At 42.5% G+C, this 16,928-nt stretch carries 16 protein-coding genes; 6 read left to right on the top strand and 10 right to left on the bottom strand.

Features of this window, described 5'->3' with window-relative positions; all coding sequences use genetic code 11:
* Positions 1-1,335 carry a TolC family protein gene (locus AC1DDK_RS21740; RefSeq protein WP_337717855.1) on the bottom strand — a complete coding sequence of 445 codons (1,335 nt, stop codon included), beginning with the start codon at positions 1,333-1,335 and terminating at the stop codon, positions 1-3.
* A 185-nt stretch (positions 1,336-1,520) separates the two neighbouring features.
* Between AC1DDK_RS21740 and AC1DDK_RS21735 the strand changes: the two genes are divergently transcribed.
* Complete coding sequence (locus tag AC1DDK_RS21735) at positions 1,521-2,612, top strand: sensor histidine kinase (RefSeq protein WP_337717853.1); 1,092 nt, start codon at positions 1,521-1,523, stop codon at positions 2,610-2,612.
* Complete coding sequence (locus AC1DDK_RS21730; protein ID WP_288882757.1) at positions 2,587-3,312, top strand: LytR/AlgR family response regulator transcription factor; 726 nt, start codon at positions 2,587-2,589, stop codon at positions 3,310-3,312. The genes AC1DDK_RS21735 and AC1DDK_RS21730 overlap by 26 nt, the downstream gene beginning before the upstream one ends.
* A gap of 164 nt (positions 3,313-3,476) precedes the next feature.
* Here AC1DDK_RS21730 and AC1DDK_RS21725 read toward each other — a convergent pair whose 3' ends face one another.
* The 3 genes from AC1DDK_RS21725 to AC1DDK_RS21715 form a co-directional block, all read right to left on the bottom strand.
* Positions 3,477-4,634: an ATP-binding protein gene (locus tag AC1DDK_RS21725; RefSeq protein ID WP_337717851.1), complete on the bottom strand. Its 1,158-nt coding sequence runs from the start codon at positions 4,632-4,634 to the stop codon at positions 3,477-3,479.
* On the bottom strand, positions 4,591-4,788 hold the full coding sequence (locus AC1DDK_RS21720) for an AAA family ATPase (protein ID WP_288882759.1): 198 nt from the start codon (positions 4,786-4,788) through the stop codon (positions 4,591-4,593). The genes AC1DDK_RS21725 and AC1DDK_RS21720 overlap by 44 nt, the downstream gene beginning before the upstream one ends.
* 257 nt (positions 4,789-5,045) lie before the next feature.
* Entirely contained in the window at positions 5,046-5,885 is an 840-nt protein-coding gene (locus tag AC1DDK_RS21715; RefSeq protein WP_288882761.1) for an alpha/beta hydrolase, read from the bottom strand.
* Positions 5,886-6,027: 142 nt separating this feature from the next.
* Between AC1DDK_RS21715 and AC1DDK_RS21710 the strand changes: the two genes are divergently transcribed.
* Positions 6,028-8,349 (top strand): GH92 family glycosyl hydrolase, encoded by a 2,322-nt coding sequence (locus AC1DDK_RS21710; protein ID WP_337717849.1) that lies wholly within the window; start codon positions 6,028-6,030, stop codon positions 8,347-8,349.
* Between the two features lies 1 nt (position 8,350).
* Positions 8,351-9,484: a glycoside hydrolase family 130 protein gene (locus tag AC1DDK_RS21705; protein ID WP_288882764.1), complete on the top strand. Its 1,134-nt coding sequence runs from the start codon at positions 8,351-8,353 to the stop codon at positions 9,482-9,484.
* 283 nt (positions 9,485-9,767) lie between these two features.
* On the opposite strand, the gene AC1DDK_RS21700 is transcribed toward AC1DDK_RS21705, so the two are convergent.
* Genes AC1DDK_RS21700 through AC1DDK_RS21685 form a run of 4 tightly spaced genes read right to left on the bottom strand, consistent with a single transcriptional unit; the run spans position 9,768 to position 13,345 of the window.
* Positions 9,768-10,778 carry a carbohydrate kinase family protein gene (locus AC1DDK_RS21700; RefSeq protein WP_288882765.1) on the bottom strand — a complete coding sequence of 337 codons (1,011 nt, stop codon included), beginning with the start codon at positions 10,776-10,778 and terminating at the stop codon, positions 9,768-9,770.
* 4 nt (positions 10,779-10,782) lie between these two features.
* Complete coding sequence (locus tag AC1DDK_RS21695) at positions 10,783-11,355, bottom strand: D-lyxose/D-mannose family sugar isomerase (protein WP_172661976.1); 573 nt, start codon at positions 11,353-11,355, stop codon at positions 10,783-10,785.
* Positions 11,356-11,357: 2 nt separating this feature from the next.
* The gene (locus tag AC1DDK_RS21690) at positions 11,358-12,500 is read right to left on the bottom strand and encodes a Gfo/Idh/MocA family protein (protein ID WP_337717847.1); all 1,143 of its coding nucleotides are present in this window, start codon (positions 12,498-12,500) and stop codon (positions 11,358-11,360) included.
* Between the two features lie 5 nt (positions 12,501-12,505).
* Positions 12,506-13,345 carry a class I fructose-bisphosphate aldolase gene (locus tag AC1DDK_RS21685; protein ID WP_337717845.1) on the bottom strand — a complete coding sequence of 280 codons (840 nt, stop codon included), beginning with the start codon at positions 13,343-13,345 and terminating at the stop codon, positions 12,506-12,508.
* 84 nt (positions 13,346-13,429) lie between these two features.
* Between AC1DDK_RS21685 and AC1DDK_RS21680 the strand changes: the two genes are divergently transcribed.
* Complete coding sequence (locus tag AC1DDK_RS21680) at positions 13,430-14,146, top strand: GntR family transcriptional regulator (protein WP_337717843.1); 717 nt, start codon at positions 13,430-13,432, stop codon at positions 14,144-14,146.
* A gap of 27 nt (positions 14,147-14,173) precedes the next feature.
* On the opposite strand, the gene AC1DDK_RS21675 is transcribed toward AC1DDK_RS21680, so the two are convergent.
* Positions 14,174-15,103, bottom strand: coding sequence for a hypothetical protein (locus AC1DDK_RS21675; RefSeq protein WP_337717841.1), 930 nt, complete (start codon positions 15,101-15,103; stop codon positions 14,174-14,176).
* Positions 15,104-15,105: 2 nt separating this feature from the next.
* Positions 15,106-16,524 (bottom strand): MBOAT family O-acyltransferase, encoded by a 1,419-nt coding sequence (locus AC1DDK_RS21670; RefSeq protein ID WP_477634050.1) that lies wholly within the window; start codon positions 16,522-16,524, stop codon positions 15,106-15,108.
* A gap of 183 nt (positions 16,525-16,707) precedes the next feature.
* On the opposite strand from AC1DDK_RS21670, the gene AC1DDK_RS21665 reads away from it, so the two are divergent.
* Positions 16,708-16,928 (top strand): hypothetical protein (locus AC1DDK_RS21665; protein ID WP_477634049.1); only part of this gene is annotated, 221 nt, incomplete at its 3' end.

Raw genomic sequence — 16,928 nt, 5'->3', positions numbered from 1 at the left:
TTATAATTTAATGGGTGTTCCTAAGTAAAACTCATAGATTCTTGCAGCCAGAGCTGCATTATATTTTGCTTGTATGTACGATTGCATGGCCTGTACATATAAATTCCTTTGCTGGTAGAAGTCTACAATATTGGCAACCCCAATCTTTAATTCCTGATTGGCAATACGGTACACTTCCTGGTTAAATTTCAATTGCTCTGCTGCTGATGCGAACTGACCCTGGGAATTCTGCGCATTGATGTAGGCTTTCTCTGTATTCAGGGCCAGCGTGGTCTTTGTGTTTTCCAGAGCTAGTTTAGATTGCGCGATATCAATCTTTGCTTTGGCAACATTGGTTTTATTTTGCCTTTTTGTAAAAATTGGGATGGACAAGGTTAAGCCCGCCTGCTGATAAAAGTTATTATCAAACTGTCTAAAGGCATTGTAGTTTGGGTCTTTCGCATAACTTGTCCCCATGCCTGCACCCAGTGTTAACGAGGGCAGATAACCTGCTTTCGCTTTGGTAAGCCCAAGGTCCGAAATCTGTACACCCAGTTCTGCATTCTTTATTTCCGGGCGGTTTTGCAAAGCATATTGCTGTACGGTGCTCAGATCGGTGATGCTTCCTGTCGAAATTACAGTATCTGGTTTTACTACATCAAAATCTTTAGCATCAGGTAACTGCAACAACTGCTTTAGGGATATTTTATCCTGGCGCTGGGTATTCTGCGAAGTCGTCAGGTTGTATTTATCCGATGCCAGCTGTGCCTCAAACTGTGCCACAACTTTACGGGCCACCGATCCTGCCGCAAACTGGCGTTTTGCCTGTTCAAGCTGAGCCTGGGATGTTTTTACCAAGTCCTCATTGTAAATGATACTCTCCTTATCTACAAGTATACTCAGGTAAGCCTGCGTAATCTGTAAGGTGATGTCGTTTTCATTTTCCAGAATGGCGAAGTTGGCCGACTGGACGGACAAATCTTTTTGCTTTATGTCTGTTTTAAGGTAGCCTCCTTTATATAGCGTCCACGAAGAGCTTAAACCATATGACCCTGAATAATTAAGGCCACCGGAATTCCCATTGGTAGCCATGTTATAATGATTAAAGGATTGCGAAGCCGAGCCATATAGATCAGGCAGCAATGCCGATTCTGCCAGCAACTTATCCTGCTGGGCGCTTTGCTTATCCAGTTGCAAACTCTTAAGCTGAATATTATTTGTCTTTGCGTACTGCAGGCATGCTTCCAGATCCCAGACCGGCGGCAAAACTTTTAATGCGGTATCCTGACTAAAGCCCCGGAGGCTAAAACAGGTGACGGCTAAAAGCAGCAGGATTTTCATTGTTAATTTTGACATATCTCTATATAAAAAACCGTATTAACTGGTCAAATCAACAGCTATTTAGCCTCTAAAAAAAACGCGATAGACCGGCATATCAAACACATCGACGGAGGGCTGTTATGAATCGACGGAAACATTTGCACTTATCTGGATAGGTTCCCTACCTTGTACACACTTAATAATCATTAAATTTTAAACCAATGGTTTCCCTAAAAAGCCGTTCCTATCTTAGCATATTACTCCATATATTTTCATGGATGCTATTTGCTTTCGTGCTTCTTTTTCACCAGCCTTTATCATGGAATATCACATTACCTCCTCAATTCTGGGTTAAGCAGGGCTGTATCCTGGTGATGTTGATCGCTGTATTTTATGTGAACAGCAAAATCCTTGTCCCTCAGCTCCTGCTAAAAAACAAAACACTCACCTTTGTATTGGTTATTCTGGCCATAGCCATTTTAGCCGGCCCCTTCGTAAAGATCATAGATAACGCATTGAATTTACCTGAGTTGATGTCAAAGGCGTTTCGTGAATTAGGAATACCCCGGCCGCCAAAAAGATCAGATAGAATTGATGTTTTCCAGATCATGATGACCTTATTTATGGTAGGTATCAGTACCAGCGTTACCCTGATTCAGAAATGGCAGGCCGATAAACAAAGCAGAGAGGCCCTCGAGAAAGAAAAGATCGGTTCAGAACTGTCCTTTCTAAAAGCACAGATCAATCCTCATTTCTTTTTTAACACCTTAAACAACATTTATGCGTTAACGCACGTGGATGTCGATAAATCCAGAAAAGCGCTACACAAGTTGTCGCGCATGATGCGCTACCTGCTTTACGAAACGCAGTCGGGCATCACCCCACTCAGCAAAGAAGTTTCTTTTATTGTCGATTACATTGAACTCATGAAACTGCGTTTAAACGATACGACTACTGTGGTTTTTGAGGAGCCGACACTTAAGTCCGACCCTCAGATTGCTCCCATGCTGTTCCTTCCCTATATCGAAAATGCCTTTAAATATGGAGTCAGTACAACTGAGCCCTCTACCATATCCATATCCCTCGAATTGCAGGATAAAGAACTAACAATGGTCGTAAAAAACTCCATTTTTAAAAACAATTCGATAACAGCTGATGAATATGGTGGAATTGGCTTAAGCAACACCAAAAGAAGGCTCGAATTGTTATATCCCGGTAAGCATACCTTTAGTGCACATGTCACAGAAGATACCAAAGCATTTATTGTTAACTTAAACCTAACCCTCGATGATACTGAATTGCATAGCAGTTGACGATGAGCCACTGGCGCTTGGTTTGATCTGTAGTTTTATTGAGCAAACGCCTTTCCTAAAATTGGTGGGTAGCTTTTCGAGTGGCATAAAAGCTTTAGAAGCTTTGCACGATCAGCACATAGACCTTATTTTCCTGGACATACAAATGCCCGATCTAACCGGGATCCAACTGGCCAGAACACTGGAAAATAAACCTGGAAACGCAAAACCAAGGGTAATCTTTACCACTGCCTTTAACAATTATGCGATAGAAGGATATAAAGTGGATGCGCTCGATTATCTTTTAAAACCTTATGATTATGAGGAGTTCTTAAAAGCAGCTCACAAGGCCAAAACCTATACCGAGATGTTAACTGCCAAACAACCGACCGCCGATAATGAAGAATACATTTTTTTAAAAGTCGAGTATCAGCTGGTTAGGGTGGCCATAAAAGATATCGTTTACATCGAGGGGTTAAAAGATTATGCAAAGATCCATCTGGCGGGCGAGACCAAACCCCTGTTATCCCTGATTACGCTGAAATCGCTTGAGGATAAACTCCCCACCCGCCTTTTTATGAGGGTACACCGCTCATTTATCATCTCGCTCGATAAAATTGACGCAGTCACCAAAAACACTGTACAGATCGGGGGCATCAATATCACCATCGGAGAACAGTATAAAGAGGCGATGAAGCAATTCCTCAGCAACTGGCTGTGAACTGCCATCCAGGAGCACCACCAATGGGCTGGGCTTCGGAGCGCTTAGGCGCTCCCGGTGGCAACGCTTTATCCTGTTCTTGCATTGCGCAGAATTCAGTCCTGCGAGCCTAACGATATGTTTTTACCCGCTCTTGGTGGTTTCTACGTGGAAAGACGATCCTGCTATAGTGATTTTAATTGGCTGATCGCATATAAAGGAAGATTGCTCAGCCATTCCTCCCGCCTGAAATCAGACATAGAGGTTCGTATGGCAAGTTCTGGACCGTACTTATCTACGTAATTCCGCAAGCTTTTGGCCCTTAGATTTTCTTCCGCTTTTACTTCTATTGGGATAATGTGATGGCCATATTGTACAAGAAAATCGATTTCCGCGGTGGCATTTTCTGCAGACCAATAGTAAACGTTTATTTCTTTTGTTGTTTTCAATTGCTGGAGTACATATTGCTCTGTCAAGGCTCCCTTAAACTCTTCAAATATTGCATTCTCCTCCAGGAGGGTTTTTACATCAATGTCACCCATTGCTGCTAGCAGGCCAACATCGAGCAAAAATAATTTGAAAGCGCTCTGATCTTCATAAGCTTTCAATGGGATCGCAGGTTTACTTGCGCGGGATACTTTATGGATAAGCCCGCAGTCAATCAGCCATGACATAGCCAGTTCATATTCTTTGGCACGGGAGCCATGTTTGATTAATCCGTAGATAAACTTTTTGTTCTCTTTTGCCAATTGAGAAGGAACTGAATTCCATAGCATTCTGATTCTTGGCACAATTTCATGAGGTGCGTGTTTGGAAAAATCCTGCTCATAAGCCTCCAAAATACGTTTTTGTATTGCTCTTACTTCTGTGAAATTTTCCTCTTGTGTAAAAGCAACAACAGCTTCAGGCATGCCGCCCACATAATAATACTGCCTCAGCAGGTCGATATATCTATTTTTATACACCTTAATCAGGCTCCAGTCCTGGCTATTTAACACTTCCACCAGCGCTTGCTGGCCTTTGGCATTAAGAAACTCTATATAGTTCAGCGGATAAAGGTGTAAAAACTCAACTTTTCCAACAGGAAAGGAGGTTTGTCTATTCAAGGCAGCCCCAAGTAATGAACCAGCTGAAATGATATGATATTCCTGCGCATTTTCATAAAAGTATTTCAGTGAGGTCAGCGCTCCAGGCGCCTCCTGTATTTCATCGAATACAATCAGTGTGTTTTCTGGCTGTATCAATATCCCAGTTTCTATTTGTAATGCGGTGATGATTCTGTTGATGTTAAAATCTTCCTCAAAAGACTCCTTTAAGCAGTTTGTTACTTTCGAAATTAACATAAGCAGTTTGTGCATATTCCTGTTTACCAAATGCCTTCATCAACCATGTTTTACCGACCTGCCTTGCTCCACGGATAATCATCGGTTTGCGGTTCTTTTTAGTTTTCCAGGTTAGTAAATCTTCAAATTCATTCCGATACATATTTCCTCCCATTTTTTAAAGCAAGTATACACATATACGTACATGTTATTGATGATCATTACATTTTTTCGAATGAACTTATGATAAACTCAACATTTTACCTAACGAACAAAGGTAATTCACAGCGATTTCTTGAGACAATGTATGCTCAGGAATTTCGCCATTTTTTCAGCAAATGCAAAAACTTAGGTCTGAGGATTCTGTCCAAAAGCTACATAAGACTCGAAGACCAGGAACAGAAACAACATATGGAATAATAAAATGTAGTTTTATAAACCGATCTTATTCTTTGTCTTGATCTCTTTACTAAGCCTGTTAACCTCTTCTATCAGCAAAGGAATCGCCGGATAAACCATATTATGTCCATACCCCTGCAATTCATGCAGAACGGTAGTCTTATTCCCTGCTAATTTCATCATCCTTGCCAGATAGGCATTTTCCTCATACCGGCCCAGCATCTCCATTTCTCTGTCGCCGGTAAGCAATAACATCGGCGGCGCTGTTGGACGAACGTGATACAGCGGGGCATATTCATCAATTATAGGCTGAACATCTTTTATCTTGCGCTCCTGTCTTACGGTAAAGTGGGTAATGGCCTGTCCACTAAAAGGAATCAATCCTGCTATAGCGTCGGCATCTATGTTGTACGCGGCAAGGTATTTTTTATCTAAGGTCAGCATCATCCCAAGGTAAGCTCCAGCCGAATGGCCCGAAACAAAAATCAGTTTATTATTTCCTCCATATTTCGCAATGTTATTAAAGGTCCATGCTACAGATGCTGTTGCATCTTCAATAATATCTTTTACAAGTGCTTTAGGTGAAAGTCTGTACCCTACTGCAATTACAATAAAGCCCTTTTCAAGCAATTCTCTTGGCATTTCTTTGTTGCCTCCGGTCAGGCCACCGCCATGAAACCAGACGATTGTTGAGCTATTGGTTTTATTTTTAGGGTAGTACACATCCAGCTTACACCTTTCCTCAAGATAGGCATCTCCTTTGGTTGATGCCGGGTAATAGCTGATGTCCTTCTTTGTTTCATACGTCGGCTCCTGAGCAAAACCATGGGTGTACCACAACACACCGAACAGCAATAAAATTATTTTTCTCATAATAAGTGTGAGTTAATAATTTTTAATGGTAATCCATAAAAACTTTTGTATCAAATTTGATCGATTTGCTAAAACGCTTTATTTTGTCTTAATTTAGGTTTGCATATAAATGAAGAGGGCACCCTATTCAGATACTGACCAAATGAAACACTTCAAACTTTTTCTCCTCCTTATTCTTACCGTTGCCCTTTCGGGCTATAAAAACCCTGACAAAAAACTCCCTGCCGATTATGTTAACCCCTTTATTGGTGCAAGTACCAGCGCCGATGCTGCCGGCACCTATCATGGTTTAGGTAAAACCTTCCCGGGAGCCACCACTCCATACGGAATGGTTCAGGTAAGCCCCAATACCATTACCGGAGGCGATAACGGTTCGGGMTACAGTAACGAGCATACCTCCATTGAGGGCTTTGCATTTACTCAAATGAGTGGCATAGGCTGGTACGGGGATCTGGGAAATTTCCTGGTGATGCCCACCATCGGAAAACTGCAAACCAACGCAGGCAAACCAGACGACACCAAATCCGGCTACCGTTCCAGTTATGACAAGCAGTCTGAGCAAGCCTCTGCAGGCTATTACTCAGTGATGCTTACAGAAAACCACATCAAAGCAGAAGCAACCGCAGCCAAACGGAGTGGAATGCTACGCTTTACTTTTCCCGCGAGCAAACAATCCCGCATACAAATTGACCTGGCCCGAAGGGTTGGGGGAACCTCTACCCTTCAATACATCAAAGTCGTCAATAAAAATACCATCCAGGGATGGATGAAATGCACTCCTGATGGCGGCGGATGGGGGAATGGTGACGGAAAGGCCGATTATACCGTTTATTTTTACGCAGAGTTCAGTAAGCCTTTAATACAGTATGGCATATGGTCGGCCGATATTCCCGGCGACTGGAAAAGAAAGCTGGAAGACGTTACCAGCGATAAATACCAACAAAAGGTAGCAGAGGCTGCTGTCTTAAACAACATAAATGAAAAAGAAGGAAAGCACCTAGGCTTTTTCACTGAGTTTGAGACCAGCGAAAACGAACAGGTCACCATGAAAAGCGGTATCTCCTTCGTAAGTATGGATGGTGCAAAGATGAACCTCAACACCGATATCCAGGGCTGGGATTTTGACAAAGTAAAAGCCAATGCCAGGAACCTATGGAACCAATCGCTCTCAAAAATAAAAGTCGAAGGCGGCACAGAAGAAGAAAAGACAGTGTTCTACACCGCCCTGTATCACACGCAGATCGATCCACGCACATTTCAGGATGCAGATGGGCAATATTACGGCGGCGATCATAAGGCACATAAAGCAGACGGCTTTACCAAAAGAACCATCTTCAGCGGATGGGATGTATTCAGAAGCCAAATGCCCTTACAAACTGTAATTAACCCCACTGTGGTAACCGATATGGTCAATTCATTGGTTACCCTGGCCGATGAGAAACAGGAAAACTACCTGGAGCGCTGGGAATTTCTCAATGCTTACAGTGGCTGTATGATTGGTAACCCTGCTGTATCGGTAATTGCCGATGCTTACGCCAAAGGCTTAAGAAATTTCAATGTTGCAAAAGCATATGAGCTTTCGGTAAACAGTGTAGAGAAATATGGCAACGGGGAACTGGGATACGCCTTTGAACCTTTCGGCATCTCAAACACCCTCGAATATGCCTATTTTGAATGGTGTGTTTCTAAAATGGCCGAAGCTCTAAAAAAGCCCGGCGATCAGCAAAAGTATTTTAAGCGGTCGCAATCTTACAAAAACATATTTGATCCCGAAAAAGAATGGTTCAGGCCTAAAGATAAAGATGGTAAATGGCAACCCTGGCCCCAGGAAGGCCGGTTAAAACAATGGTATGGATCTGTAGAAGCCAACCCATATCAGCAAGGCTGGTTTGTACCTCAGGATATAGAAGGAATGACCGCTTTAATGGGCGGTAAAGAAAAAGTATTGGCAGACCTGACCAATTTCTTTGAGAAAGTCCCTCAAAACATGATGTGGAACGATTATTACAACCATGCCAATGAACCGGTGCATCATGTGCCCTTTCTGTTTAACAGAGTTGGCGCTCCATGGCTTACTCAAAAATGGACCAGGGCAATCTGTAGCCGTGCCTATCACAACGCTGTGGAAGGATTAGTTGGAAATGAAGACGTAGGACAGATGTCGGCCTGGTACGTATTGGCTGCCAGCGGCTTCCACCCTATTACACCGGGAAGCACCAGATATGAGCTGACCAGCCCGGTTTTCAGCAAAACCCAGATCAGACTCGATCCAAACTTTTATAAAGGCGGGACCTTCACTATTGAGGCTAAGAACAACAGTGCACAGAACATCTACATCCAAAGCGCCAAGCTTAACGGCAAGCCCTATAACAAGGCCTATTTAGATCATCAGGATATCACCCGCGGAGGTAAACTGGAACTGATCATGGGCGCACAACCAAACAAACAATTCGGAACAAAATAACATGAAGAAGTTTTTCCCATACGCCTTAATCGGCTTCCTTTTCCTGCTCCCTACAGAAAAAACCAAGGCTCAGGCTGCTGCCGAAAAATTGCCCGAATGGGCTTTAGGTCCTTTTTTAAGACCTGCTGGTGTAAATCCAATCATTTCACCCAACACCAGCACAACCTTTCTTGATCCGCTTTCAGGTAAATATGTCGACTGGGAATCTAACGACACTTTTAATCCTGCAGCCACTGTAAAAGGAAAAGAAATTGTGGTACTTTACAGAGCCGAAGACAAATCAGGTGTCGGAATTGGCCACAGAACATCCAGACTTGGATACGCATATAGCACAGACGGATTAACCTTTAAAAGAAAGGCTGAACCTGTGTTTTATCCCGGCAACGATAGCCAAAAAGAACTTGAAAATCCGGGTGGATGTGAAGATCCAAGAATCGCCGTAACCAGCGATGGCACTTATGTCATGTTTTACACGCAGTGGAACAAAAAAGTTGCCCGCCTGGGTGTTGCCACTTCTAAAGACCTCATTAAATGGACCAAACACGGGCCCGCATTTGCAAAGGCCTACAATGGTAAGTTTTATAACATGTTCACCAAATCTGCCTCCATCGTTACCCAACTGGTCAATGGAAAACAGGTCATCGCAAAAGTGAATGGAAAATACCTGATGTACTGGGGCGAAAAGTTTCTGAACGCCGCAACCTCCGATGATCTTGTAAACTGGGCACCTGCACTGGATGCAGAAGGAAAGATCAAGGAACTGATCAAACCAAGAAAAAACCATTTCGACAGCGACCTCACAGAAGCCGGTCCTCCGGCCTTGCTAACCGACAAAGGCATACTCGTATTGTACAATGGAAAAAACGCATCTGGTGATAACGCAGATAAAAATTATACGGCCAATACCTATGCAGCCGGACAAGTTCTTTTCGATGCTAAAGATCCTGAAAAGGTAATCGGCCGGCTAGATAAGCCTTTCTTTGTCCCCACAGAATCTTTTGAAAAAAGCGGACAATACCCAGCAGGAACTGTATTTGTAGAAGGGCTTATTTTCCACCAGCAAAAATGGTTTTTATACTATGGATGTGCTGATTCGAGAGTCGCAGTTGCCGTATATCAACCCGCAAAGAGGTAACTTACAGACAGGCAGTAACTGGTACGCCTGGAACTTCCTGGGCTCGTGCTTCTTTTGCAAAAGCCTGATTTAAGCTATCTGTATAAAGGAGCGTTCAGATAAAGCTATTTATCCGCAGCCAAATTAATATGATTTTCATGAGTTTTGGCTGCAGATACTTTTTTATCCGCAGCCAAAACCATATATTTTAGATACATTTTGGCTGCGGATAAAATTGTTTTCATCGTTACATCTCGCCGGTTGAAGATTAATAGTGGCTTGCGCGCTATCCTATTGATCGCCGCTATTTACGAAATCCGTAAAGCTGTTTTAAACGCAGGCATTCTGCTGATGAGGTAATGCCGTCAGAAGAAGTAGCGGCAAAAAGGCTGGATGCCGCTGCACAAACGCCTAACTCCAAACAGGAGCCCATTGCTTGGTTGTGATGAACACCCATTAAAACCCCCGCAGCAAAAGCATCTCCGGCACCTACAGCACCTTCAATCTTACCCTCAGGCAGGTCAATACTTGCCTGGAACAAAGCATCGCCCTGGTGATCCACAGCAATAACACCCGAGGGGAAATGCAGGATAACCCATTTGTTCACTCCCATCCGAATCAATTCGGCAGCGGCCTTGTAACAATTATTAAGCAAGATTTCCCCCTTGTCATCAACCGTCTGTATACCCGATATCATGCCGGCTTCAAATTCATTAACAAAGAGGTAGTCAATGTATTTTAGGGAAGAAGGGATCAACTCTTTAAACCGGTCCGATTTCTCACTAACGATATCAGCCGAAGTGATCAATCCATTTTCCTTTGCACTTTTTAAAACCTTTGCAGCCCGGGTTTCCCCGTCCGTTTCAACTAAGTCCAGCTTATCCAATAACAGCAGATAACCCAAATGAAAGACCTTTGCCGTAGATGAGCTAAAGTCAAAATGCGCCATATCAAGCATGGCATTGGCACCACGCTGATGAAAGAAGGTTCTTTTCCCGGTACCTTTTACGGTCATCACATCTGTATACGAGGTAGCGGTATTTGGCGCTTTTTGAATTCTGGAAGCATCAATTCCAAGGTCTTTGCACTCTTTAATAATATAGTCTCCCCTGTCGTCATCCCCGACCAAACCAAGGCCATATAAAGGAAAACCGGCCTTTAGTTTAGCCATTCCTTTCAAAATATTATAAGCAGATCCGCCATTACTACTGTACTCTGTAAGAATATTAACCAGCTTTTCTTCTTCAGGAAAAGCATCTATCACCTTCACCTGATCTATGATCCAGTTACCGCCAACTAATATTCCATTTTTCATGAGGTTAGTATTCGCTTACCAATTTAATAATTAAGGCTTCATCCTCCTCAATGTCGGTAAATCTGCCGATATTTTCATCCGAAAAGAAATTATCATTTACATCATCATTGGCTGTCGACACCTCTCCGATAATACATTCATCAGATTCGGGATAGAACGCATGCCAAATACCAGGTTCAATGGTAATCCGCTGACCGGGCGGTATTGGTATGATGTCTCCGGAGGTAATGCTGCGGTAACTGCCATTCATTTTCACACTAAAAGTATCTGTATTTTCTTCTATAGCCGGGTCTGCGCTCCATAACTGAACAACCAGAAGCCCTGATCTGCAAATGATATCCTCTTTCTTTTTTTTATGTGTATGACATGGGGTTAGCTGCCCTCTTACCGCATACATTATTTTTTCACAGTACTCTTTCTCTTCGGCTAGGTTTACCAATACCAGTCCGGTAGTTAAAAAAGAATCCAAACCAAAATCAGTAATGTCCCATTTGGGGTTCGGTGGCAAGAACCAGCCATTTCGCGTAAAGCATTCACCCGCATCAATTATTGCTTTATTTATTGCTGATCTTTTCATGCTTATTCGGTTTTAAAGTACGTTATTTTTTCTAGTGTCTGGTTGTTAAACGATCTCAATGCCGCATCAAATATATAGTGACTATTTAATGCTTCCTCTGGGGTAACACAACCAAACCGACCATTTAATAGCCCTGCCCTTTCCGCAATATATGCGGCCAGCATTTGCATAAAGCAATCCGGAAATCCGGGCTCAAAAATAGCACCGGTAATCGTTGTAAATGGCATTCCCTTAAATCCAAGATCAGTCCGCTGCCACCACTGTTCATTACTACGTTTAAAGGTCCATAATGTTTTAATGTCCTTGGTGCTGTATTTTACGCCACCTTCGGTCCCCATTATTTCGATATACCAGGTATTGGTCTCTCCGGGTGCCATGCGCTTCATCTCCAGCGTCATCGGAACAAGGTTGTCGGCTATTTTTACTTCAGTGTTTAGGGTCGCATTGTTCCAGGTATCACATTCAGCCATTCCTCCTTTTCCATCCGGCCGTTGGGTAATGATCTTTTGAAGCTGTGCATATATCCGTTCAGGCTTCCATCCCAGTCTCAATGGAATATGCAGTACATGCATCCCCAAATCACCCATAACGCCTATTTCACCACAAAATGACACTTGCCTCTTCCAGTTAATGGGTTTGTCCGGATCCAGGTCACTTGAGTGCAGAAAGCCGGCTTTAATTTCTATGACTTGTCCTAATCTACCCGACTCCACTTCTTTAACAACCCGCTGAGGCCCCGGCAAAAAGGGCATCTCCGAACTACAGCGCACAAAACGTCCCAGCCTGTCGGCCTGGTTTTTTATCGCTAAAGCAGCTTCCAGATCTACCCCAAATGGTTTTTCGGCCAGTAAATCTTTTCCTGCCGTCAGCACCTCCAGGTAATACTGTTTATGCAAATGATGAGGCAGGGCAACATACACCACATCAATTTCCTCATCGGCCAATAATTCTTTATAGTCGGTGGTCAGCAACTTAACCGAAGGGACATTCCTATACCATGACAATACCTCCTGGTTAACATCACAAACTGCAGTTAGCTCAACCTGCACCGGCAAATCATTTATCGCAAACCAGCGTGCAAAAGAACTTGCCGCCTCCTTGCCCATCAATCCCCCTCCAATAATTCCTATATTAACTTTCTTCATCACATTTATTCCTTTATACCTATTAAAGCAGCCGCCTCCACAGCGCTTGCATCATGATGCACTATGGCCATCAATGCCCTGGTCATGCCTGGGGGATCATGGTGTTGTATTACATTTCGCCCATATACTATCCCTCTGGCGCCCTGCTTCATCAATCCATACGTTCTTTCCAGAATTTCCCGGTCACTTGCTTTACCCCCTCCTCTTACCAGTACGGGTATATTTCCGGCGATCTCTATTATGCGATGGTAATCGTTAACATTATCGGTCGGATCAGCTTTAATAATATCCGCGCCCAGTTCAACACCCTGCCTCACTAAAGAAATAATTTTCTGCGGGTCACCATCTACCATATATCCGCCGGCCTGGGTATTGGGTCTGAATACTAATGGTTCAACCATTAAAGGCATCGCATATCGTTCGCATAAAGGTTTAATTTGAAGGATATTCTGAATGCACTGATCTGTCACTTCAGGTTCTCCGGGTATACTGAACAGGTTTACCACCACACATGCAGCATCCAGCCGAAGGGCTTGTTCCACAGGGTCAGCGATCATTCTGCTAAACAATGCCCGCGGCAGTTCTTTTCCGTAAACATTGGCTACGTCTGTTCTTAAAACCAAAGCTGGTTTCTCCTTGCCGGGGATAGCTTGTAAATATTGTGCCTGCCCTAGGGTAAGCTGTATGGCATCAGGTCCTGCATCAACTAGTATAGAAACAGCTTTCTGGATATTTTCAATGCCACTGAGAAAGGAGTGTTCATTAAAAAACCCATGGTCAATCGCTACATCAAAACAATTTCCTGAATTGCGGTTAAACAATCTGTTTAGTTTGTATGTCTTCATAATTTCATACTTTTATATTTGGTCTGCCCCTCTGTATTAACGATGGGCTAACCAAACATATAAAAAACAACTTGTATATACAAGATGAAGCCAGATAAATTAAGCCCCCTATATAAAAAAGTAACCGATGATTTGAGAGCGCAGATCGAAAAAGGCATGTACCAAAAAGGCGAACTGCTGCCTTCGGAGAACGACCTTTGCAAAACCTATAACACCACAAGGGTTACTGTTAGGCAGGCATTATCAGGACTAACCAATTTAGGCTACATTACCCGCCGGCATGGCAAGGGCAGCATCGTTACCGAACCTAAAGCGGGCTTAGGCATTCTGTCCTTAAGCGGGGTTACCGCCGGTGTAGGCAGCCAAAACCTCAGCACTTCCATTTTGCAAAAGCAGATGAAGCAAGACTGGCCATTGGATTTCTTCTTTCCATTAAATGAAGGAGAACTGAAACATGACTGTATCTACTTTACAAGGCTCCGCCGCATTAATGATATTCCGGTACTCTACGAAGAAACATACCTCAGCAACATCAATCTGCCCGGGTTTATTTCCAGAGAATTAGAAAACCTCTCGCTCTTTAAAATCTTAAGGGAAAGCTACAACATAGAAGTAAAAGAGGGAGAGCAGAAGATCTGGGCCATACTTGGCGATAAAAATATCAGCGAGCTGCTCAACATTAAAAAAAGCCATCCCATCCTGCACATGAAAAGAAAGCTTAAGACCAACATCCAGGACCTCAATATCTATTCTTCTCTGTATTGTAATACCGAAGAACACTTCCTGCAAGATTATTTTTAGTTTCTGCAGCCAGCAGAATTGAGCAGGCTAATTGATTCCTGCTGCTGGTATTTCAGTTAAATGATCAACAATCACACTGTCTGTAAATGCTTTTGCCCCTATCTCATTTAAATGGCCAACATCGTAAAACAGCTTATTTGCATTTGCATTAAACAGTTCCGAATAATTATAACACTTTAAATCATATTTGCTTAAAATGCTGTCAGCAGTTTTCAATGCATTATGTTTATGGATCTTCATTCCTGGCGACACCAAAACATGTAATTTTATATTTTTCGATCTGGTTGCTTTAACAAAATTTTCAAACGCGGTTAACTGATCTTTCGATTCCTTATAATTCGCATTGTCAATGTGTTGCACTGTAGCGCTCTGGGGCATATTCCCCGAAAGCGGCTCGTATCCGCTAAAGTGTTTCTGGCCTATTTCCAAATGATGCTGCACGATTGACATGGGCAAAGAGTTAACCCGGTAAAGGGTTGAAATATGTGCCAGCGAGAATTGCATTTTACTCTGCGTATAAATCATTTCACTGATTTCTTTATTCTTGTTAATATATGGCATCAAAACAGCCGTTAGCTTTTGTTCCTCCTGGTGCTGATACTCAAAATCGTTCAGGTTCAAATCCAGTATCACCACTTTTGGGGTATGATAACTTAAAACAGATTTCAACAAGGTTTCATAATAAAGCATCTTCATGCCATCCCTACCAAGATTATAGCAAGACAGTCCGGTTTTTTCAGTGATCAGTTCGGGGATATAGTGATGGCTGGCCCTGGAATTCCCAAAAATAAGGATGTCTTCATTGGCATCCAGAATCCCATGCGTGGTAACTGCCGAATCGCCTTGTTTTTCATTAAAGAAAAAGTGTTCAATTAATGCACCAAGGGCCCTGTCTGTCACAAATAACAAAACCAGTATGATCAGCCCGTTCCTCAATAGTTTATAAAATGGTTCCATGATTAGAATTGAAAATAGATAAACTGCCCCCCGTTAAACACGCCAAACAGGATGATAAACAACACAATAACCGTATATCCTGCATACCTCACCACTCTGTTTGAGCTATAAAATACTTTAATGATGTCCGAGTGGTATTCGGTAATGTATTCCACAACCAGCAGAAACAAAATCCAGATAAGCGCATATACAAAACCTTCAGGAGTGCCTATAAATAAGCCTTCCCCTTTTAATGTAAATATGCTCTTACAGATGTTAAAGGCTTCCGTTACATTATTGGCCCTGAAAAATATCCAGGCAAAGCAGACCAGCGCGAAGGTGAGCAAAACATGAAAAGCATTAGTTAAAGGACGATAACCCAGAATATTCCTTTCATTGAATTTTTTAAATGAAACACTAAAAATCTGATAGATCCCATGTAATGCCCCCCAGACAATAAAAGTCCAGTTTGCACCATGCCACAGGCCACTTACCATAAATACAATAAAAAGATTAAGGTACCACCGGGGTATCGCCACCTTACTGCCACCCAAAGGGAAATAAAGGTAATCCCTGAACCAGGTGGATAGGGAAATGTGCCATCTCGACCAGAAGTCTTTTATGCTTCCCGCCAGATAAGGCCTCCTGAAGTTGATCATCAGGTTATAGCCCATAACCCTTGCACAGCCTATCGCGATGTCAGAATAACCTGAGAAATCGCAGTAAATCTGAAATGCAAAAAAAACGGTCGCCACAATAAGCGTCAGCCCGCTATGCTGATCCGCATTATTGTATACCGCATCTACATAAATGGATAACMTGTCGGCAATCACCACCTTTTTAAATAAGCCCCATGTAATGAGCTTTAAGCCCTCTACCACATTCGCATAATTAAAATACTGCTTCACATGAAACTGATGAAGGATATTTTGCGGCCGCTCTATCGGTCCGGCCACCAGCTGAGGATAAAACATTACGTATAAAGAGTAGATCCCAAAGTGTTTCTCTGCCTTTTGATTTCCCCGGTAAACTTCAATGGTATAGCTCATCGCCTGGAACGTATGAAAAGAAAGCCCAATGGGCAATAGAATTTCTAAATAAGGTACATGGTTCTGATAACCGATGTTTCCCAGCAAAAACGAGAGGTTATCATTAAGAAAATTGTAATATTTGAAAACGGCCAGCACACCAATGTTTGCCACCAGACTTAAAATAAGGAATTTCTTTTTCTTTTTCCCCTTGGAGTTCTCTATGAGTATCCCGGCAAAATAATCTATAATGATCGTGAAGCCCAGGATCAGGATATACACCGGCACAAAAGTCATGTAAAAATAGCAGCTCGAGGCCAACAGTAATTTCCATCTATGCTGATGTGGCAACAGAAAAAAGGCTGGAGTAACCAGTATAAAAAAGAAAAAGAAGTGGAGAGAGTTAAAGAGCATAATCGTATTTTTTTTTAAAAATTCGAAATTGAACCCTTTCTTTATTCTTCTGTTATGGGATATAGCGCTTAATGAGATTTGGTCGGTTTGGATTCAGTTGAGAATGTAGTATTTAATTTTTGTATAATCAAAAAAAACAGGTAACAACCGACTACACAATTTGAAACAAGCCGTCCTTTAGATTTGACCAGTGGTCTAGAACCTAAAAAACAATTGTTATTAAGTGTTACGCTTAATTCCTCAGCTATACAGAATTTTGTAGGAATAATGCCTAACCACGGCAGCGGCGAATTATCAAGTCGTCAAGGTTTTTATGCCTATTCCTCAGCTATACAGAATTTTGTAGGAATAATGCCTAACCACGGCAGCGGCGAATTATCAAGTCGTCAAGGTTTTTATGCCTA

This window comes from Pedobacter sp. 05T44, from assembly GCF_056395985.1.
The sequence above is the reverse complement of the archived record's forward strand: the minus strand, read 5'-3'. Positions and strand labels throughout refer to the sequence as shown.